Source organism: Bradyrhizobium sp. 521_C7_N1_3, assembly GCF_052075975.1.
GTDB lineage: Bacteria > Pseudomonadota > Alphaproteobacteria > Rhizobiales > Xanthobacteraceae > Bradyrhizobium > Bradyrhizobium japonicum.
Genome location: NZ_CP197232.1, coordinates 6,028,936 through 6,047,861 on the forward strand (window position 1 = coordinate 6,028,936; position 18,926 = coordinate 6,047,861).

The following is an 18,926-nucleotide window of genomic DNA, read 5'->3' on the forward strand; positions in this document are numbered from 1 at the left end:
CCGGGCTCCTGGCCCCATCAATCCGGCAACCCAGCTGCTCCTAATCGCTCGACATATAAAGACCCCTGGGGCTCCTTGAACGGACAACGGCGCGCATAGTCCGATACCCTGAAGCCGGGCAGGATGTTCTTATGGTGCAACGACACCTGCTGCGCTTCCTCCAGGCGACCGACAGCGACGAGGCTTGCGGCGAGGACGCGCGCGGCGTTTCCAAAACGCGGGCTGAGGGTCAAAGACTTCTTCGACCAGCGAATGGCATCGTCAAACGTTCCGTTCAGATAATGATTTTGGCCGAGCAGGCAGAAATTGAAAAAGGCCTGTTGGCCAAGTGGTGAAAGCCGGATGGCGCGCTCCGCACGGGCAATTCCTGTTGAAGCATCGCCGATGAATCCGGGGGTCCCGCTCCCGAACACCCATGCCCACGAATTGCTTGGCGATATGGCAAGAGCCCGCTCACACAGGTCCAATCCGCTATCGTAGTCACGGAAAAACATGCTCTTGCCGTGCCCTTGTATCGCGAGCGCGAGAGCATTGTGGGGGTCTCTTTCGATGGCACAATTGGACAGCCGGATCACGTCGGCCGAATCCGCATCGAAATCCGACGACCACCCCTCCGCGATCTTGAAATTGTGCCACTTCGCAGCGAACGCATACGGCGCCGCGTATTCGGGGTCTTCCTCGCTGGCTTTCTCGAGCAGCCCTTTGGCGCGCGAGAAGCTCGCGAAATCGAATTTGTAGAGCAGCTCAAGCGCCCGCAGGAGATAGTCATACGCATTGAGGCTCTTGGGCGGCTTTCGCAGCGCCCGCTTGATCTCTGCGCGACGCACATAGGCGGCGATCTTCTCAACGACACCAATGGCGATCTCGTCCTGGACTTCGAAAACGTCCGCGAGCTCCGTGTCGTATTTCTCCGCCCACACCACGGAGCCGGTCGCAACATCGACCAGCTCGACCGAAAACCGGACTCGCTTGCCCGATCGGCGAACGTGACCGCTGACGTAATAGCGAACGCCAAGCTTCTCGCCGATTTCGACGGGATCGATCTCGCGCTGACGAAACGGCATCGTCGACCCGCGAGACACCACCAGGAGCTCCTGGATATTGCTCAGGCTGACAATGATGTCTTCGACGAAGCCTTCGGCAAAATAGCTGTCGTCGACCTCCGAGGAGCTGTTCGCAAACGGAAGAACGGCGATCGAGGGCAGTTTGGTTCGTCTCGAGGATTTGGTGGAAGCGCCAATCACCGTGCGGCGGTCCACTCCCGGCGAGAGCAGGAGAAAGGCATGAACCGGCCGCGACAGGTTCTTGAGATGAAGCTCACCCAGGTCGTCAAACTTGAATTCGCTGAGATCGGCGACGACCATCAAAAGGGCCGATGACACCACAACGCCGCCCGCGGGAGCGACAGATTGCAAGCGTGCCGCGATATTGACGCCATGGCCGTAGACATCGTTCAGATCAAAGATGACAGGCTCCCAATGGACGCCGATGCGAAAGGCTATGCGGCGCTCGGGAGGTTGCAGGATTTCAAGCCCGGTGACTTCACGCTGCAACTCGGAGGCACAGCGAAGGGCATCGAGCGGGCTCTCGAATACCGCGACGAAGCCGTCGCCGGTGTTCTTCACAATCTCGCCTCGTCGACCGATCAAGGTAGGGTCGATGACGCTCACGCGAAGAGCCCGATAGCGACTATGCGTCTCGACCTCAGCAGCTTCCATAAGTCTGGTATAGCTGACGACGTCCGCCACGAGGACGGCGCGGAAAGGTCTTTCGAATTTGAGGATGGCACCTGCCGGGGAATCAAAGTCCTGTTCGGCAGCACCAACCAACCTCGCACCACTCTCGTTGGCGGTGTTCGGCGACGACGGGGTGACGCTCGTAGGCTCCGACTTCATTGATCCCCTCAGCGGCGGATAAAGCATCTCGCCGAGCAGAGTCTCGTCGTTGAACCAATCTGTAACAGGCTAAACGCAATTCGGTTGAGGCGCTACCAAAATCACCCGAATGGCTCCGAGCGGCAGCGCCACAACAAGTGGCGGCGGAGAGTAAGACGGGTTCTACGGATTACCTCATCTTGGCGATGAGCGGCTCGCGCTGGAATAAGGTGCCCCAATCCGAGCACTCTGCCTTTCGAATTCCTTTTGAATTCCTTATGAATTCCTTTTGAATTTCGACAGCATTCGCGGACTCTCACTTGCACCGGCCCCCGAAGTGAAAGCCCTCGCGCCGGGCCCGATGGCAAAAGGTCGCGCCCGACCGCTTCAACCTTCAATACACTTTGCTGCAGATATGCAACTGCTTTGCCATCAGGCACCGTCTGTTAAGAGGATAGCGAAAGTCGTGGGAAGGCACCGATGAGGCATCGGGCGTCATGCGCGACGCGTCCGGATGGCGCCACTCGCAAATCGGGACGCTGATATGCGGCACGCCTTGCATCGCGCCTCCGGTGTTGACGCGGGCTGGTGCGGGTTTAAGTACGACGACAAATCTTGCAGGGGTGGCGACGTTCGCTGGGCTGGTTCCCGTTGACGCCACCAATGCAGGACACATGACGACCTCGCCTCACGCGACCTCGCCAAGAGCGAACTCGGCCTCAGCGCCCCCTCACCTCGCCATCGTCCTGTTCTCGCTCGCGATGGGCGGCTTTGCGATCGGAACCACCGAATTCGCATCGATGAGCTTGCTGCCGTTCTTCGCTGCCGACCTCGGGATCGACGAGCCCTCTGCGGGGCACGCGATCAGTGCCTACGCGCTCGGCGTGGTGCTGGGCGCACCGCTGATCGCCGTGCTTGGCGCGCGGTTCGCCCGGCGCACCCAGCTGCTGGCCCTGATGGCCGTGTTCGCGCTCGGCAACGCGCTCACCGCGCTCGCGCCGGGCTTCGGCTGGATGATCGCGGCTCGATTTCTGTCGGGATTGCCGCATGGTGCCTATTTCGGCATCGCCGCGCTGGTCGCGGCCTCGCTCGTTCCGCAACACCGCCGCTCGCAGGCGATCGGCCAGGTGATGCTCGGCCTGACCTCTGCCACGATCATCGGCGTGCCCCTGGCCAATCTCATCGGCCAGGCGGTCGGCTGGCGCGCGAGCTTCGGCCTCGTGTCGGTGCTGGCGTTGATCACGGTCCTGCTGTGCGCCCTGTTCGCGCCGCGCGACCAGGCCGGCCAATCGGATCCGCGGCGAGAGCTCGCGGCGCTCAGGAGCGGCCGCGTCTGGATCACGCTTGCGATCGGCGCCATCGGCTTCGGCGGCATGTTCGCCGTCTACACCTATCTGGCGACGACCCTGATCGAGGTCACCAAGGTCAGCCCCGCGGTGATTCCGTTCTTTCTGGCCGTGTTCGGCATCGGCGCCACGCTCGGCAATCTGTTCGTGCCGCGCTTTGCCGACCGCGCCTTGATGCCGACGGCGGGCGCTATCCTGCTGTTCGCCGCGGTCGCGCTGCTGCTGTATCCGCTTGCCGCCGGCAATCCCTGGCTGCTCGCGGTGGACGTCTTCGCCATCGGCGCCAGCGTCTCGCTCGGCGCCGTCCTGCAGACGCGGCTCATGGACGTCGCAGGAGACGCGCAGGCGCTCGCTGCTGCGCTCAACCATTCGGCGTTCAACACCGCCAATGCGCTCGGCCCGTTCCTGGGCGGCCTTGCCATACGCGAGGGGCTGGGCTGGACCTCCACCGGTCCCGTCGGCGCCGCGCTCGCGCTTCTTGGCTTCCTGATCTGGATCGTCGCCTGGCGCGACACTGGACCCACGCCAGTCGAGATCACTTCAGCAAGCGACGGAGCTTCGCTGAAGAACGCTCCCGCGAGGCCGGCGCCACCGCTGGCGCCGGATGACCGAAGCCGTTCGGATGCCGTCCGGGATCCGGTGGCTTGAGCGGCAGCTCAGCTTGACCAGGGCGTATTGCGGATGCGCGTACACGCGTTGGGCTTGCGGAAGCTGGGATCGTGATCCTCGATGTAGTCGAAATTCACCGTCCCGAACGTTGTCTGGGGCTTCTTCAGCGCTGAACAGGTCTGCACCTTCAGGAACTCGTTCTTGAAATCGCCGCGCGGAAACGCCGTGATCACCTGGTCGCGCTGCTCCGGCGTGTAGTCGTCATAGCCAACGCCCACGACATCCACCAGGACGCCTGCGTTCGTCAGGGCGATTTCCGGCCTCATATATTGCGGGATGCCGGGCGTGGTATGCAGTGCGATCGCTTCCCACACCAGATCGGCCTGCGGCTCGGCAATGCCGCGCGCCCGGAGGAAGTCGCGCGCGGCGTCGGCCCCGTCGACCTCAAATCGCTTCGTCGCCGTATGGTAATGATCGACGAGGCCGAGGTCGTGAAACAGCGCCGCGACATAGAGCAGTTCGGCGTCGAACTTCAGCTTCTGACGCAGCCCCTTCATCGCGCCGAACACGTAGACGCGGACCGAATGGTTGAACAGCATCTCGTCTTCGTAACTGCGCACCAGCTCGGCGGCTTCGCGCGCCAGCTTGCTGTCGGGAATCTTGACACCGGAAATCACGTTCGTCATTTTCAAGCTCCTGCTTTGCATCTGTTACGGCCGATGCCGTTCGTGGCCGTCAGGCCGCCGTCTCGACGGCGGCCTGCGGCGTTTTACGGAAGCTGATCGCCATGCGATTGTACGTGTTCATCAGGCCGATCGCGATGGTGAGATCGACGAGCTCGCGCTCCTCGAACACCGCGCGCGCGGCTTCATAGGCCTGATCCGGTACGCCGGTATCCGCGACGCGGGTCACCGTTTCGGCCCATGCGAGGGCGGCGCGCTCGCGCGCGTCGAACAGATGGCCGGCCTCCTCCCACGCCTGCAACAACGCGAGCTTTTCGAGCTTCACTCCGCTCTTGAGCAGATCGCGCATGTGCAGGTCGAGGCAATAGGCGCAGTTGTTGATCTGGGATACGCGCAGATAGACGAGGTTGATCAACCCCGCCGGAAGATTGCTCTGCATGATGTAGCCGTAGACGCCGCCCAGCGCTTTCACGCCTGCCGGCGCGATACGGTCGTAGTCGAGACGCCTGGTCATTGTCCTGCTCCTTGATGAATCGATGCCCCTTGATCTCCGCCATAAATGGCCCTGCCCTGGTTCACAGAAAAGAACCAAGAACGCACGAAAATCGTGTACCAAGGGCCATGACCAAACCGCTACGGCTGGACCTGGATCGCTCTGCGAAGACGCCGCTGGCCGAGCAGATCCATGGGGGCATCAGGGCCGCCATCGCGAACGGCGTGCTCGCGCCCGGAGCGCGCCTGCCCTCCTGGCAGGATCTGGCAGCCCAGCTTGGCGTCGCGCGGGGCACCGTGCGCGCGGCGTATGAAAAGCTGTCCTCCGCCCAACTGATCGTCGCGTCACGCGCGACTGGAACGCATGTCGTGGATCGGCCGTCCTTTCCCGTTCGCAAGGACAAGGCCCCGGCCCCCGGCTCATTCATGGAGATGTACCAGGAGCTCACGGCGGGGCCGGCGATCTTCCAGATGGGCGTGCCTGCGCAAGAGACGTTTCCTGCCACGCTGCTCGCAAGGATGCGCGCGCAGGCGGTTCGCGTCGAAATGAGCGCGCCGGCGATCTATCCGGATCCGCGCGGCGAACTCGACTTGCGACGCGAGATCGCAGCCTACCTCGCGGTGGCGCGGGGGATCGCGTGCACGCCGTCGCAGATCATCATCACCAGCGGTTTCAGCGGCGGCCTCGGATTGGCGCTCCGTGTCCTCGGCCCCGAGCCAAAGACGAAGGTCTGGGTGGAGAATCCGGGCTTTCCCATCACGCGGCACGGTCTCGCGCTCGCAAAGCTGTCGATCGCGCCGATCCCGGTCGACGCTGACGGCATCGATGTCGACTACGGCCTGAAACATGCTCCTGACGCCGCGCTTGTCGTCGTGACGCCCGGACAGCAGGCGCCACTCGGATCCACATTGTCGCTGGCGAGGCGTTCGCGCCTGCTCGACTGGGCCACCCGACGCAAGGCGTGGGTGATCGAGGATGACTATCTCAGCGAGCTTCAGCTCAAGGGCCGGGCCACGCCGGCACTCGCCTCGCTCGATCGCGCGGGCCGCGTCATCCATATCGGCTCTTTCAGCAAGACCGTCACCCCTGCCCTGCGGCTCGGCTTTGTCGTTGCGCCGGCGGCTCTGGCGTCGCGATTTGCCGAAGCCGCGGCTTGCCTCGCTCCGGCGCCCGGGCCCGCGGTGCAGCTCGCCACCGCCGATTTTATGCGCGAGGGCCATTATCTGCGGCATCTCCGGCGCACGAAGCGGGTCTACACCGCGCAAGGCGATGCATTGCTGAAACAGCTTCGGACACGTACCGCCAACGTTGCGCTTGCCGGATTGGCAGCGGTCCTGCGGCTGCCGGATGGAGCGCCCGATCTCGCCATCGCCAGGGAAGCGGCATCGTTCGGGCTGGCGCCTACCCCGCTGTCGCTGTGGTATGCGTCGATGGCTTCGGCGCGCCCCGGTCTGTTGCTGGGTATCGCCACATCGCCGCAAAAGCGGATCGAGGCTTCCTGCGACAGGCTCTTTGAAATCATCGATCGCCTGACGTGACGAACGCAGTATTTCGAGACAGCATGATGTCCTGCCCGGCGCAATAGACGCTACGGCATGCCACCGAAAGTTGTAAGCGCGCCGATCATCATGTAACGTCGGTCCCTATCTTCACCGCGCGTGGCCCAGTCGTTACATGCTTGCCCGTATTTTGTTTCTCGTGGCCGTGCTGCTTCCAAGCGCCTTGCATGCCGAGGAAACGCCCGCCGAAAAAGTCGGATTTGCGCGCAGGCTGACGATCTACCTTGCCAAGGGGGCACCGGACGCGTGCGGGCCCGGCTGCGACCGCTGGATCGCCATCGAGGGCGAGATCGATGGGGACGCCAGCCAGCGCATTCGCCGTTTCCTGGCCGGCGTCAAGGACACGCAGCGTCCGATCTACCTTCATTCGCCCGGCGGGAACGTGGAGCAGTCCTACGTCATCGGCCGGCTGCTGCGCAGTCGCAAGGCGGTCGCGCGCGTGGGCCGGACGATCGCGACAGCGTGCGCCGCCGGCGCACAGGTGGACGCCGCATGCCTGAAGACCAAGGCCGCCGGCGGCGAGGTCGAGGCGGAGCTCACGACCTATCATGCGATGTGCAATTCGGCCTGCGGCTACCTGTTTCTCGGGGCGACATCACGCGAGGTGGCTCCCGACGCCGCCCTGGCGGTCCATAACTCCAGGCTGGTCCTCGTCTTTCACGGGCATCCGGCGCCGCAGGCGGTCGCGGAATACAGGCAGCGCCGGATCGCGAACGCCGACCGCGACCGCGCTGCGTTCATCGCGGCGATGGGGATCAGCCGCGAGCTCGACGGTCTCATCCGTACGGTGAAGTTCGAAAACCTGCATATGCTGACGCGAGCCGAGCTCTATCGTTTCGGAATCGACACGCGACCGTTTGCCGAAGGGATGTGGAGGCTGGAGAAGGCGACGCGGCCGTTCATCAGCAAGATCGCGGTCATGAAGAAGGAAAGCGGCCCTTCGTTCCGGACGATGGAATGGCGCATGTTTTGCGAAACCAGGAATCGCGTGCCGCTGATGTTCGCGGGCGAGATCGACGAGGCGAGCGTCGGTAAAGGTACGATCATGATGACGGCGGACGCCGACAAGGACCAGGAAGCCGGAGGGTTTCCGGTGCGGGCCGCGAAGTACGAGATGTGGAGCGGCAGCATCGACCCTGACATGGTCAAGGCGATCATGGCGTCCCGCTCCCTGCATGTCCGCCGGACCACGCCGATGCCGGACGAAAAGGTGGACGTCGCGAAATTCGACATCGACCTGACGGGCCTGGCGTCGCTGCGAACTCAGCTTGCGGCGGCGTGCTCGTCGGTCGCGGCCAAGCCGAACGGTCCCTGGCCCGCGAGCCCTGGGCCAGCAATTTCGCTGCCGAACGTCACCGCACCGCCTTCGGCGGCGCCGTCACCGTAAGCGCAGGAGCGCAATTCGAAGGCCCGCGGCATAACGTAGCTTCACTCTGGGGCCGTTGCCGAGTTCGCCTGCGCCACCTCGGAAATACGCTTTGGGCCGTGAGCGGACCTGTGCGCCACCGGCTGAATGGATGAGCCCGTCACCTCAGGAGCCCTCAGGGAACAAGCGCCGCTGGCATTAGTCCTGTCGGACGCGGTACAAACTGATCCTGCTGCCCCCGAGCCATCGCCAGGATCACCAATGCAATTGCGAGGACCGCCAAGAGTCTGGCCATCAATCAAATCCGCTGAAGATCTTGTTGGTACGTACGGGATGATCTAGTTTTGCCTTCCTTTGGAAAGGCAATCGTTCGACAGCGGCTGGGATCGACCGGTCACAATCAATACATGCATGCTGAAGAAACCAGCACCGTGAACATATCGACGTCGAACTCGTTCTCCAGGGTAAGTCCGAACCGCTCTAGCCATTTATCCTGAGCCAGGTAGGCCAACTTCTCTCGCGCCTGCGGGCAATCAAAATTGAGCTTTCCAACATTCTGAAGGTGATGGACCATTTCGTGTACCAGGACCGATTGGTCGGCCGGCGAAGTGCCACCCCAATCATCAGGAAGCAGGATCGTTCGCGTCTCGTTGTCGTAAAGTGCGACAACTTCGCGCTGAGCTAGTCGCCCATCGCTTTCCATGAAACCTTGCGAAAAGGTACGGTCTCTTGCACGCAACCTCGCAAGCTCCATCTTCGACGCAAATTCAACGACGGGACGCTGTTTGATGGCAGGCAGGTCGAAATTCGATGAGAGCCAAGTCACAATGTCATCCAACAGGGCTTCCGCAAGTTGAGCTGCATCAGAATGCAACGAAACCGAACGCGACTCGGCGGACACGCCGCGCTCCAAAACATGTTCGCAATGGGCTTTGGTGGATGTGGCTAACGTCAGGGAGGCTATCGCCGCGACCAAGAGGAATTGCTTGAACATGACCCTCTCCTCAGAGGCTGTTCGAAAAAGACACTCTTCAAAAAATAAGTCGGCAGTTGAATGGCTGGAGCATAGCATTCGCCTGGCGACGTCGTTGTGAACCCATTCACACCCAAAGAACTCACAACGCCGGTCACCAAGTCTTGAACGGCACATAACACGTAAACACGCGGCTGAGCTGACAGCGTTGCGAGCAGAGCGCCATCGCCCGCTCTTCTTGAGTTACTTTGCGGCCTGTTGCGGCTGGGGCGGCGGCGGTTTGGGGACCGACGTCAGCATGCGGATCTTCCATTGCCCGTCCTCACGAACATCGAGAGCGGTCCAAACAACGGTGAAGTCTATGGGAGCGCCTGTCTCGCTGTTGCCGGTAACGCGAGACTCGCCGGTGACCAGAGCCATGCTTTCTGACAATGACTGAACCTCGGTCGTCTTGACCTCGAGGCGACTAACTCCCGCCTTGAAAGCGTTCTCATAGTACTTGGTATTGTCCACGACGCCGTCTTCAGTCACGCGCATATAGTTCTTGGTATAAAGCGAAGTAATCCCGGCGGGATCCTTGTTGCTGAAGTACCGCTCGTATGCTGAACCTATCTTTCCAACTTCCTCCTTGAGATTTTGATCTGACGCAGTCGCAGGAATTGCCGATAGTAACAGCGAGATACATACAGCTCCGAATCCGCGCATGATGTCACTCCCTACTGTTGACGCCGCTCCAGACGAGACTTGAGACCAGGCTTACCTCCATCCCCCGTGAACTCCCGATGTCGCTGTATTTGAGCCGGCAGCCTCGTTGCTCTCCATGGACAGGAGGTCTCGCTTGATCTGACGCAAGGAATTTTCTCCGCTGTCAGCGCTGCTCGAAACCCGGTTGTTCGTCTTCATGGCGGCAGCAGAGCGGCCGCGATTCCGCCGCTGTGGTCGGGCGGCCGCACGAAGAGAAAACGAGAAGTCGCCGGTATTTCAGCATCATCTCTGCCTTCCTGGCCGATCAGGATCAATCCGGCTCCGCCATTTGCCACGTTGAGAACCACGGGCTCCCCGCTCCACGTCTTGATCGGCTGCATTCCCACGATGAGGAATTCACCCGTGGGCTGATCGAGATATTGAAGGCGCAATTGCGGACCGACCTCCGCTGCAGCAAGTTCAAAGCCGAGTTGCCGGGCCCGCGCGTAAATGACGGCCAGAGGCACGCTATCGGTTTTAAAGCCGAGCTCGACCGCGGATACCGCCACAAGCGCCACGTCCATCTTGCTGGAACTGACGGCAAAGGCCGGCCGAGCCAGAACTTCCGCGGCCAGCCCGCCGATATTGCAACCCACGGCATCCAATGCATTGCGCAATGCAACGGAGTTGCCAAAAGTGCCGACCGCAATCGTCTTCCATGTCGGGACATCGCGGGCGGCCCCGATGAGTTTTTGCGGCAGATCAACTGCACGAACTTTGCCGAGCTTCAGTTGATTCTGTAAGACATCGCGCGCCGAGCATTGTCCCCACGCCTCGGGCGTGACCTGAAACAGGGAAGCGGCACAGAGCAATGCAACAATCAGGCAATGCCTGCCCCGTCCCGCGATCGGATGGTGATGTGGTGCGGCACGATCCGCGTGGCTTGTCAGAATGCACATGTCGAAGGTCGACTTGTTGCAAAGTCCGACTGAAAAAACCCGCCTCCGAGTCAATGGGAAGAACGGAGGCCAATGAAAAACATCGTCCGACCGCACTCAAAAGGGGGGCCGGAGGCGGGGCACAATTGGCTCAACTATTCCAATTTCAAATGAGCGGGCGGCAGTCCGTAAGCCCGATCGCCCGTCGCATCAAACCGAAAACGGAATGACGTCGCTCAAAAATAGCACCACGAGTCCGACGGTTCAATCTGCAACTCCGCCCACCAGCGTGCACAACGCGCTTCGCCGCGATCGCATTCCTCGCGCCGTCGCGCGCCCGCCGGCCGCGCCCTCACCTGCATCGTCACTTCGTTTTTCACAGGGCAAAGTGACGATCCCCATGCCGGTCACAATCGGAAGCACGTCGACGCCAGTGTATTCGCCGAGCCATCCTCGGGCGCGTTAAATGCGCCGCCCTTGCCTGGCTCGGCGAGGCTCCCTTGGCATCTGTCATTGCTGCCGGCCAACGGTCTCACTCTCGACCCGCTTGATGGCCGGTGGATTCCACACGCCGGTCAATGCCTCCGACTTTGGCGCATAAAGGCGCATGGTGAGGTTGAACGGGCCTTTAGGCGCGGGTAGCCAGTTCGCTTCGCGATCGCCGCCGGGATTATCATTCTGGAAGTAGAGCGTGAGCGACCCGTCGGCGTCGCGCTTGAACGGCATCCAGCTGCTCACCGCAAAGCGATTGAGTGGATTGGCAACCTGGAAGCCTTCACTGTCATACAGGGTGATTGACCAGAACGCGTCGACCGGCGGCACCGCGTCCTTGGCAAAGCGGATGATGTATTTGTTGGCGCCATCGAGCGGCTTGCCGTTTTCATCGCCAATGCTGGTTGGGTAGACCGCGTCCTCCGGCAGATTGGCACCGAGTCCAAGCTGGGAGACGATAGCGCGCTTCAAGTAGTAATTCCCGTAGACACCCATCGTGTCCGTGTTCATGGACCAGTTGTTTGCGACGCGCGCCAGCGTCGGAACTTTCCATGCCATCAGCTTTTGCGCTCCCGCCGGCGCCTCTTCGACAGCTTTCCGAACCGTTGCATCGACCTTCGTAATATCGAAGCTCTTGCCCGGTTCGAGCCCTATCCGCGCCATGCGCGCGATGATCGGCTCATCGGTAATGTGTGGCGGGTGGACCTTGGACAACTCGGCCGCATAGGCAAAGAATTTATCGCCTGCCATCGTGTCGACTTGCCGCTTCGGCGGTGTCTTGACGTCAACGGTGGGATCGATGGTCTGTGTCACGGCGACCGGGGGTTTGCCCCATCCAGACAGCGGTGTGATCTTGTAGCCTTTCTGCACCTCGTGAACCGCAGCATAGTCGGCAGGGCCATCGGTCTTGGTGCGGCCGATGATCCAGACATAAGGCGTCGGAGCGTTGATGCGCGCGAAGCCCGTCGGCACGCTTCCGTTCCAGCCCGGCGGTACGACCAGGAAATTGGCCGCCTTGGTGCCTGTCGTGCGCCATCCCGGCGACGCGAACACATCGGTCCACATGTCGAGCATCGGCAGCAGGTAGTAGCGGCCGCCGGTATCGGGAACCGAAACGACCATGGGCTCGCGGGTCAGGTCGAGCCAGGCGCTCGAATACAGCGTGTCGAAATTGGGCCGCACCACCGACTTCATGTCTGCAGCCGGGTAGGCCTGGACATTGTCGAACGTGTTGGGAGGACCGCCTATTCCTGCGGTTTTGGGATCGGAATTGATGAGCTGCTTGCGCGTTAGGTCCATCGTCACGAGCGGATAGAAGTAGACATACGCCTCCGCAGCGATGACTTGCGCCTCTTCCGCGGAAATCGATTGAGCCGCGCTTGGGACCGATGTTGACGCCATGAAGATCAGACCTGACAGGATCGCAGCAAGCGACGACAATTGCAATTTCATGAAAGTCCTCCCGAATTACCCGCACTTGCGACCAATGGTCCCTGCGGATGAGATAGTGCCCCGCTGCGGGGCTTTTCCCCACCTTCCAACCCAGGCAAGCACGGACGGTGGCTGAGACAGCCAAGAAGCGAAGCGCCGCGTTCTGGTTGATCTAGATCAAAGGACGTCCACCGTTGGGTCACGAGCGGCATTGCCCTGACGGATCGCAGCGCTCCCGCTCGGCCCTCGGAAGCAGACGCTTGGCGATTGTGGCGCGAAACATCGCGACCATTGGCCACGGCTGTCCGGCAGCGGCAGTCGCCGCTTCATCAAGCCCGCAGCGGCAGGTCGTGATCTCGGTTCGTCCGCCAGCGACGATGCGAGCCCATCTGCCGAGAAGGGGCAGAGCTGCTTCCACTTGCGAAGGCTGAACCTGGATCAGGCCGCCGAAGACGAACCTTCATCGAGATTGAACTGGAGGTTCGCTCCTCAAACGTCGCTCGATACATGCCTCTTGGACAGTTTACACAGCTATGGAGGTAGCCCATGCCGATCGTTCAATTTACTCGCTTCAAAACCGACAAGGTCGAGGAAACGGTCCAGATCATCAGGCAGGCAAAGAAGATCTTTGAAAAACATGGTGCCGAATTTCTTCGGCTCTCCCGTTTCCACACCGGTCACTGGGCAGGAGAGTTGCTGGTTACGACGCGCTACTCCAATTGGGAAGTCTACGGCAAGGTGCAGGAGGCCGTGTCAAAGGACCCGGAGTTCGCGCAGCTGCAGGCTGATGGAATGAAGATTGCCGAACTACAGGGCCGTAACATCGCCGTCAGCATCGACCTCTAGTCGGGGCGCCGCCCCGCAAACCACAATAAGCGCGGAGGCCGCCGGACATAGGCCGGTGGCCTTCCCGATCTGATGACTGCGCTCTACGCCCTACACCGGCGTGTAGATCACGAGCTTCAGCGCGGGATCGTCATTGGCCTGAAAACTCGTGTGCTCGAAATGCAGCACGCCCAGAGTTGGATGAGACATCGTCTTGAGGCCCGAGGCGGTGCTGCGGATCTCGTGGGCTTCCCACCATTTGACGAATTCCGGGCTGCCCTGCCGCAGCCGCGTCAGCAATTCCGCAAAGGCGGGATCGCCGGCCCAGACGTCGTGGGTCGTGCGAAACATCGCGACCATGCGCTTGGCGACCTCCGCCCAGCCAGCGCCGTAAGCCTTGCGCGTCTGCTTGTTGGTCATCATCAGGAGCATCGTGTTGCGATCCTCCTCCGGCAACCGGCCGAACGCAAAAACCTGCTCGGCGGCTGTGTTCCAGGCCAGCACGTCCCAGCGCCGCCCGGTGATATAGGCCGGATGCGGCAGGCTCTCGATCAGCCGCAGGATCGGCGGCGGCACGATCTCGCGCGTGAACACCCGCTTATCGCCGTCGCGCGCCAGCGCCTTGAGATGCGCATGCTCGGTCCTGCTCAGCCGCAGCGCACGGGCGAGCGCATCGACGGTGGTGACCGAGGGGCTGACGGTGCGGCCCTGCTCGAGACGGATGTACCAGTCGACACCGATGCCGGCGAGCTGTGCGACCTCCTCGCGGCGCAGGCCCGCGGTGCGCCGGCGGCTGCCCGCGGGAAGACCGACCGTCTTCGGCGTCAGCTTTTCGCGGCGGGACCTCAGGAAGTCGCCGAATTCGATGCGGCGCGGGTCGGCCATGACGAGTGTCCTCGATGGAGGGCCTTTGTAATACTAGGATAATACCAGGCCTTCCTGGCCGTTCAAGCCGGGCGTAGATGCCGTTCACCCGACTTTTTGAGGTGAACAACATGAAAGCCGCCGTACTCAAATCCCTGGGATCGCCGCTGGTGATCGAGAATGTGCCGGAGCCGGTGCTCGGCACCGGCGAGGTCATCGTCGACGTCGTCGCCACGCGCGTCCTGTCCTACATGAACGAGGTTTTCAGCGGCGAACGCAACTACGCGCTCGACCTGCCGATCATCCCGGGTCCCGGCGGCATCGGCCGGGTGCGCGCGATCGGCCCGGACGCGACCAAGCTCGCCGTTGGCGACTGGGTGTTCTGCGACCCGACGGTGCGTTCGCGCGATGACATCGTGGCGCCCGACATCGCCCTGCAAGGGCTCACGGCCGCCGGCCCCGGCGGTATGCGCCTGCAACGGCATTTTCGCCACGGCTCCTATGCCGAGCGGGTGCGCGTGCCGACCGAGAATGTGAAGCGGCTTGGCGCGATCACGTCCGCGGAAGCCTCGCAATGGTGTGCGCTGGGGACGGCGCTGGTGCCCTATGGCGGCTTCCTCGCCGCCAACCTTCAACCGGGCGAGACCGTGCTGGTGAGCGGCGCCACCGGCAATTTCGGCAGCGCGGCCGTCTCGGTCGCGCTCGCCATGGGCGCCGCCTGCGTGGTCGCGCCCGGCCGCAACGACAGGATCTTGGCCGACCTCGTCCGCCGCTTCGGCGATCGGGTGAAGCCGGTGAAACTCACCGGCAACGAGAGCGACGACTGCGAAAACATGAAGCGCGCCGCACCGGGGCCGATCGACTGCGTGTTCGACATCATGCCGCCCTCGGTCGGCACGACCGTCGTACGCGCGGCGATCATGACGGTGCGCGCTTACGGCCGCGTCGTGCTGATGGGCGGCGTCGGCATGGCGGGCGGCGCGGGCCTCGAGCTGCCCTACCCCTGGATCATGCGCAACTGCATCAGCATCCACGGCGTCTGGATGTATCCGCCGGATGCAGCGAGCCGCCTGATCGCGCTGGTGCGCGCGGGATTGTTACGGCTGGACGAATACGAGGCGACGGCGTTCGACCTCGACCACGTCAACGAGGCGGTAGAACACGCCGCGGCCAATGCGGGACCGTTCAAATTGACGGTGATCAGGCCGTAACGACCCCTCCGCTGCGGCGATGCGCCGTCGCAGCCGATCGGCCCGACATGTCAAATGGCTGGAAGACGTCACCCCGATCGCAGCCGGCCCGGGCCGGCTACTGTGCATGGGGTTGTTTTCGCAATTTTTGCTATTCGAGTTCGACGACCTGGCCGTTCGACAGCGACACGCGCCGGTCCATGCGGCCGGCGAGCTCCATGTTGTGGGTCGCGATCAGCATGGAGACCTTGGTCGCCTTGACCAGCTGCATCAACGCCTGGAAGACGTGATCGGCCGTGTGCGGATCGAGGTTGCCGGTCGGCTCGTCCGCGAACAGCACGCGCGGCGCGTTGGCGACCGCGCGCGCGATGGCGACGCGCTGCTGCTCGCCGCCCGACAGTTCCGCGGGCCGATGGGTGATGCGGTCGCCGAGGCCGAGATAGCCGAGGATCTCCTTGGCGCGCTTGACGCTCTCCGACTTCTTCAGGCCACGGATCATCTGCGGCATCATCACGTTCTCGAGCGCCGAGAACTCCGGCAGCAGCCGGTGCGACTGGTAGACGAAGCCGATATCGGTGCGGCGGAGCTGGGTACGCTCGATATCGGGCAGCTGCGAGGTCGGCGCGCCGTTGACGTAGACCTCGCCGGAATCGGGCGCTTCAAGCAGCCCTGCGATGTGCAGCAACGTCGATTTGCCCGAGCCCGACGGCGCGACCAGCGCGACCGACTGCCCGGCCCACAGCGCGAGCTTGGCGTTGTCGAGGATCGTCAGCGGCATCTCGCCCTGCAAGTACTGCCGCTTTATCTCGTGGAGATAAATGACCGGTACATCTTCCGCCCCCTGCTGGCTCTCCATCAGCCCCTCACTCGTACCGCAGCGCTTCGACGGGATCGAGGCGCGCGGCGCGCCACGACGGGTACAACGTCGCAAGGAACGACAGCGTCAGCGCCATGATGACGACCGCCGTGGTCTCGCCGACGTCGATCTCGGCGGGCAGCTTCGACAGGAAGTAGAGCTCCGGCGAGAACAGCTCGGTGCTGGTCAGCCAGGACAGGAATTGCCTGATGGACTCGATGTTGAGGCAGATCACGAGGCCGACGAAGAAGCCGACCAGCGTCCCGACCACGCCGATCGAGGCGCCCGTGATCAGGAAGACGCGCATGATCGAGCCTTGCGAGGCGCCCATCGTGCGCAGGATCGCGATGTCGCTGCCCTTGTCCTTCACCAGCATGATCAGGCCGGAGACGATGTTGAGTGCGGCGACCAGCACGATCATGGTCAGGATCAGGAACATCACGTTGCGCTCGACCTGGAGCGCGTTGAAGAAGGTCGAGTTGCGCTGCCGCCAGTCGACCAGGAACACCGGCCGGCCCGCGGCCTCCGTCACCGCCTTGCGGAAGGCGTCGATCTTGTCGGGGTTGGTGGTGAACACCTCGATCGAGGTGACGTCGTTGCTGCGGTTGAAATAGGCCTGTGCTTCGGCCAACGGCATGAACACGAAGCCGAGATCGTATTCGGACATGCCGATCTCGAACACCGCCACGATCTTGTAGGGTTTTATGCGCGGCGTCGTGCCCATCGGGGTGACCGCGCCCTTCGGCGCCACCAGCGTCACGCTGTCACCGGCATGCAACGACAGCTGGTCGGCGAGGCGGCGGCCGATCGCGACCCCCTGCCCGTCGTCAAAGCCCTCGAGCGAGCCCTGCTTGATGTTCTTGGCGATCGAGGTGAGGTTGTTGAGGTCTTCGGAGCGGATGCCGCGCACCAGGACGCCCGAGGCATTCCACGGCGAGGATGCCAGCGCCTGACCGTCGACCACGGGCGCGGCGAGCCGGATGCCCTGGACCTGGCTGAGGCGGTCGGCGACGTCCTTCCAGTCGGTCAGCGGGGATTCCAGCGGCTGCACCAGGATGTGGCCGTTGAGGCCCAAAATCTTGTCGAGCAGCTCCTTGCGGAAGCCGTTCATGACCGCCATGACGATGATCAGCGTCGCCACGCCCAGCATGATGCCGAGGAAGGAGAACCCGGCGATGACCGAGATGAATCCCTCCTTGCGGCGCGCCCGCAGATAGCGCGCCGACAGCATCCACTCGAATGGCGCAAAAGGCGCGGTTTGCTTGGTCTCGGTCATGGTCTCATCCATCGCTCGATAATCCCATGATTCGGGGTCAATTGTGGCCGGATTGGCGGCCGCGATATCGCGCGATGAACAATATTCAGCCGACCAGCCGGGCGACCGCGTCCGCAGGTGACATCGTCTCGCGGGAGCCGTCACTGCGCTTCTTGATCTCGACCTTGCCCTCGGCGAGGCTCTTCGGCCCGATCATGATCTGCCAGGGGATGCCGATCAGGTCGGCCGCGGCGAATTTGGCGCCGGCCCGCTGATCGGTGTCGTCGTAGAGCACGTCGACGCCCTTGGCGGTGAGCTCGGCGTAGAGCTTCTCGCAGGCCGCATCGACCGCGGCATCGCCCTGCTTGAGGTTGAGAATCGACACGCGGAACGGGGCCACCGCCTCCGGCCATTTGATGCCGGCATCGTCATGGCAGGCCTCGATGATGGCACCTAGCAGGCGCGAGACACCGACGCCGTAGGAGCCTCCATGGATCGGCACGTCGACGCCGTCGGGGCCCGCAACCAGCGCCTTCATCGCGTCGGAATACTTCGTGCCGAAATAGAAGATCTGCCCGACCTCGATGCCGCGGGTGTTCACCCGCTTGTCGGCAGGCACTTCCTGTTCGAAGCGCGCGGCGTCGTGGACGTCTTCCGTCGCCGCATAGACCGAGGTCCATTGCTTGATGATCGGCGTCAGGTCGCTGTCATAGTCGACGTCCTCGCCCGGCACCGGCAGGTCCAGCACGTCGCGATTGATGAACACGCCGGATTCACCGGTCTCCGCAAGCACGATGAACTCATGGCTGAGATCGCCGCCGATCGGGCCGGTCTCGGCGCGCATCGGGATCGCCTTCAGGCCCATCCGCGCGAAGGTCCGCAAATAGGCGACGAACATCTTGTTGTAGGCGACGCGCGCAGCGGCCTCGTTGAGGTCGAAGGAATAGGCGTCCTTCATCAGGAACTCGCGGCCGCGCATCACGCCGAAGCGCGGACGCTGCTCATCGCGGAATTTCCATTGGATATGATAGAGGTTGAGCGGCAGGTTCTTGTAGGACTTGACATAGGCGCGGAAGATCTCGGTGATCATTTCCTCGTTGGTCGGCCCGTACAGCAGCTCGCGCTTGTGGCGGTCGGCGATGCGCAGCATTTCCGGGCCATAGGCGTCGTAACGGCCGCTCTCGCGCCAGAGGTCCGCGAGCTGGAGCGTCGGCATCAAGAGTTCCAGCGCACCGGAGCGGTCCTGCTCCTCGCGCACGATCTGCTCGATCTTCTTCAGCACGCGGAAGCCGAGCGGCAGCCAGGCATAGATGCCGGCCGCCTCCTGCCGGATCATGCCGGCGCGCAGCATCAGCCGATGCGAGACGATCTCCGCCTCTTTCGGATTTTCCTTCAGGATGGGCAGAAAGAATCGCGACAACCGCATGGCAATACTCTGGGAATCAGTGATCGCCTGCAGTGAAAGCGGATTGGGAGCGAAAACACAAG

The 18,926-nt window shown here is 62.6% G+C and carries 16 protein-coding genes; 5 read left to right on the forward strand and 11 right to left on the reverse strand.

Going from position 1 to position 18,926, the window contains the following annotated elements; translation table 11 throughout:
* Positions 1–17 precede the first annotated feature (17 nt).
* Positions 18–1,895: an adenylate/guanylate cyclase domain-containing protein gene (locus AB7008_RS28065; RefSeq protein ID WP_441259852.1), complete on the reverse strand. Its 1,878-nt coding sequence runs from the start codon at positions 1,893–1,895 to the stop codon at positions 18–20.
* A gap of 653 nt (positions 1,896–2,548) precedes the next feature.
* Here AB7008_RS28065 and AB7008_RS28070 point away from each other — a divergent pair.
* Positions 2,549–3,868 carry an MFS transporter gene (locus AB7008_RS28070; RefSeq protein WP_441259853.1) on the forward strand — a complete coding sequence of 440 codons (1,320 nt, stop codon included), beginning with the start codon at positions 2,549–2,551 and terminating at the stop codon, positions 3,866–3,868.
* 8 nt (positions 3,869–3,876) lie between these two features.
* Here AB7008_RS28070 and AB7008_RS28075 read toward each other — a convergent pair whose 3' ends face one another.
* Positions 3,877–4,515, reverse strand: coding sequence for an HD domain-containing protein (locus tag AB7008_RS28075; RefSeq protein ID WP_304490000.1), 639 nt, complete (start codon positions 4,513–4,515; stop codon positions 3,877–3,879).
* Between the two features lie 49 nt (positions 4,516–4,564).
* The gene (locus AB7008_RS28080) at positions 4,565–5,026 is read right to left on the reverse strand and encodes a carboxymuconolactone decarboxylase family protein (protein WP_028155985.1); all 462 of its coding nucleotides are present in this window, start codon (positions 5,024–5,026) and stop codon (positions 4,565–4,567) included.
* Positions 5,027–5,133: 107 nt separating this feature from the next.
* On the opposite strand from AB7008_RS28080, the gene pdxR reads away from it, so the two are divergent.
* Both pdxR and AB7008_RS28090 read left to right on the forward strand, forming a co-directional pair.
* Positions 5,134–6,543 (forward strand): MocR-like pyridoxine biosynthesis transcription factor PdxR, encoded by a 1,410-nt coding sequence (gene pdxR / locus AB7008_RS28085; protein WP_304490001.1) that lies wholly within the window; start codon positions 5,134–5,136, stop codon positions 6,541–6,543.
* Between the two features lie 136 nt (positions 6,544–6,679).
* Entirely contained in the window at positions 6,680–7,951 is a 1,272-nt protein-coding gene (locus AB7008_RS28090; protein ID WP_441259854.1) for a hypothetical protein, read from the forward strand.
* Positions 7,952–8,330: 379 nt separating this feature from the next.
* On the opposite strand, the gene AB7008_RS28095 is transcribed toward AB7008_RS28090, so the two are convergent.
* The 4 genes from AB7008_RS28095 to AB7008_RS28110 all read right to left on the reverse strand — a co-directional run bounded on the left by AB7008_RS28095 (position 8,331) and on the right by AB7008_RS28110 (position 12,469).
* A complete protein-coding gene (locus AB7008_RS28095; RefSeq protein ID WP_441259855.1) occupies positions 8,331–8,924 on the reverse strand; it encodes a DUF6647 family protein in 594 nt (197 codons plus the stop codon).
* A gap of 222 nt (positions 8,925–9,146) precedes the next feature.
* The gene (locus AB7008_RS28100) at positions 9,147–9,608 is read right to left on the reverse strand and encodes a YybH family protein (protein ID WP_304490004.1); all 462 of its coding nucleotides are present in this window, start codon (positions 9,606–9,608) and stop codon (positions 9,147–9,149) included.
* Between the two features lie 194 nt (positions 9,609–9,802).
* Positions 9,803–10,546 carry a hypothetical protein gene (locus tag AB7008_RS28105; RefSeq protein WP_304490005.1) on the reverse strand — a complete coding sequence of 248 codons (744 nt, stop codon included), beginning with the start codon at positions 10,544–10,546 and terminating at the stop codon, positions 9,803–9,805.
* A 489-nt stretch (positions 10,547–11,035) separates the two neighbouring features.
* A complete protein-coding gene (locus AB7008_RS28110) occupies positions 11,036–12,469 on the reverse strand; it encodes a DUF1254 domain-containing protein (protein ID WP_441259856.1) in 1,434 nt (477 codons plus the stop codon).
* 525 nt (positions 12,470–12,994) lie between these two features.
* Here AB7008_RS28110 and AB7008_RS28115 point away from each other — a divergent pair.
* Positions 12,995–13,294: a hypothetical protein gene (locus AB7008_RS28115; protein WP_028155978.1), complete on the forward strand. Its 300-nt coding sequence runs from the start codon at positions 12,995–12,997 to the stop codon at positions 13,292–13,294.
* A 90-nt stretch (positions 13,295–13,384) separates the two neighbouring features.
* On the opposite strand, the gene AB7008_RS28120 is transcribed toward AB7008_RS28115, so the two are convergent.
* A complete protein-coding gene (locus tag AB7008_RS28120; RefSeq protein ID WP_304490007.1) occupies positions 13,385–14,158 on the reverse strand; it encodes a helix-turn-helix transcriptional regulator in 774 nt (257 codons plus the stop codon).
* 110 nt (positions 14,159–14,268) lie between these two features.
* On the opposite strand from AB7008_RS28120, the gene AB7008_RS28125 reads away from it, so the two are divergent.
* Positions 14,269–15,348, forward strand: a complete 1,080-nt coding sequence (locus tag AB7008_RS28125; protein ID WP_441259857.1) for an alcohol dehydrogenase catalytic domain-containing protein — start codon at positions 14,269–14,271, stop codon at positions 15,346–15,348.
* 130 nt (positions 15,349–15,478) lie between these two features.
* Here the strand turns inward: AB7008_RS28125 and AB7008_RS28130 are convergent, their stop codons facing one another.
* From AB7008_RS28130 to proS, 3 genes are all read right to left on the reverse strand, one after another.
* Positions 15,479–16,183, reverse strand: a complete 705-nt coding sequence (locus AB7008_RS28130; RefSeq protein WP_248877891.1) for an ABC transporter ATP-binding protein — start codon at positions 16,181–16,183, stop codon at positions 15,479–15,481.
* A gap of 7 nt (positions 16,184–16,190) precedes the next feature.
* Positions 16,191–17,471: a lipoprotein-releasing ABC transporter permease subunit gene (locus tag AB7008_RS28135; RefSeq protein ID WP_028155974.1), complete on the reverse strand. Its 1,281-nt coding sequence runs from the start codon at positions 17,469–17,471 to the stop codon at positions 16,191–16,193.
* A gap of 73 nt (positions 17,472–17,544) precedes the next feature.
* Positions 17,545–18,864, reverse strand: coding sequence for a proline--tRNA ligase (gene proS / locus AB7008_RS28140; protein ID WP_208087109.1), 1,320 nt, complete (start codon positions 18,862–18,864; stop codon positions 17,545–17,547).
* Positions 18,865–18,926: the final 62 nt, after the last annotated feature.

Excerpts from the sequence above, each read along its gene's own strand:
- AB7008_RS28110 (WP_441259856.1), bottom strand. The coding sequence starts at position 12,469 with ATGAAATTGCAATTGTCGTCGCTTGCTGCGATCCTGTCAGGTCTGATC.
- AB7008_RS28095 (WP_441259855.1), bottom strand. The coding sequence starts at position 8,924 with ATGTTCAAGCAATTCCTCTTGGTCGCGGCGATAGCCTCCCTGACGTTA.
- AB7008_RS28090 (WP_441259854.1), top strand. The coding sequence starts at position 6,680 with ATGCTTGCCCGTATTTTGTTTCTCGTGGCCGTGCTGCTTCCAAGCGCC.
- AB7008_RS28120 (WP_304490007.1), bottom strand. The coding sequence starts at position 14,158 with ATGGCCGACCCGCGCCGCATCGAATTCGGCGACTTCCTGAGGTCCCGC.
- AB7008_RS28125 (WP_441259857.1), top strand. The coding sequence starts at position 14,269 with ATGAAAGCCGCCGTACTCAAATCCCTGGGATCGCCGCTGGTGATCGAG.
- AB7008_RS28075 (WP_304490000.1), bottom strand. The coding sequence starts at position 4,515 with ATGACGAACGTGATTTCCGGTGTCAAGATTCCCGACAGCAAGCTGGCG.
- proS (WP_208087109.1), bottom strand. The coding sequence starts at position 18,864 with ATGCGGTTGTCGCGATTCTTTCTGCCCATCCTGAAGGAAAATCCGAAA.
- AB7008_RS28070 (WP_441259853.1), top strand. The coding sequence starts at position 2,549 with ATGACGACCTCGCCTCACGCGACCTCGCCAAGAGCGAACTCGGCCTCA.
- AB7008_RS28105 (WP_304490005.1), bottom strand. The coding sequence starts at position 10,546 with ATGTGCATTCTGACAAGCCACGCGGATCGTGCCGCACCACATCACCAT.
- AB7008_RS28080 (WP_028155985.1), bottom strand. The coding sequence starts at position 5,026 with ATGACCAGGCGTCTCGACTACGACCGTATCGCGCCGGCAGGCGTGAAA.
- AB7008_RS28065 (WP_441259852.1), bottom strand. The coding sequence starts at position 1,895 with ATGAAGTCGGAGCCTACGAGCGTCACCCCGTCGTCGCCGAACACCGCC.
- AB7008_RS28130 (WP_248877891.1), bottom strand. The coding sequence starts at position 16,183 with ATGGAGAGCCAGCAGGGGGCGGAAGATGTACCGGTCATTTATCTCCAC.
- pdxR (WP_304490001.1), top strand. The coding sequence starts at position 5,134 with ATGACCAAACCGCTACGGCTGGACCTGGATCGCTCTGCGAAGACGCCG.
- AB7008_RS28100 (WP_304490004.1), bottom strand. The coding sequence starts at position 9,608 with ATGCGCGGATTCGGAGCTGTATGTATCTCGCTGTTACTATCGGCAATT.
- AB7008_RS28115 (WP_028155978.1), top strand. The coding sequence starts at position 12,995 with ATGCCGATCGTTCAATTTACTCGCTTCAAAACCGACAAGGTCGAGGAA.
- AB7008_RS28135 (WP_028155974.1), bottom strand. The coding sequence starts at position 17,471 with ATGGATGAGACCATGACCGAGACCAAGCAAACCGCGCCTTTTGCGCCA.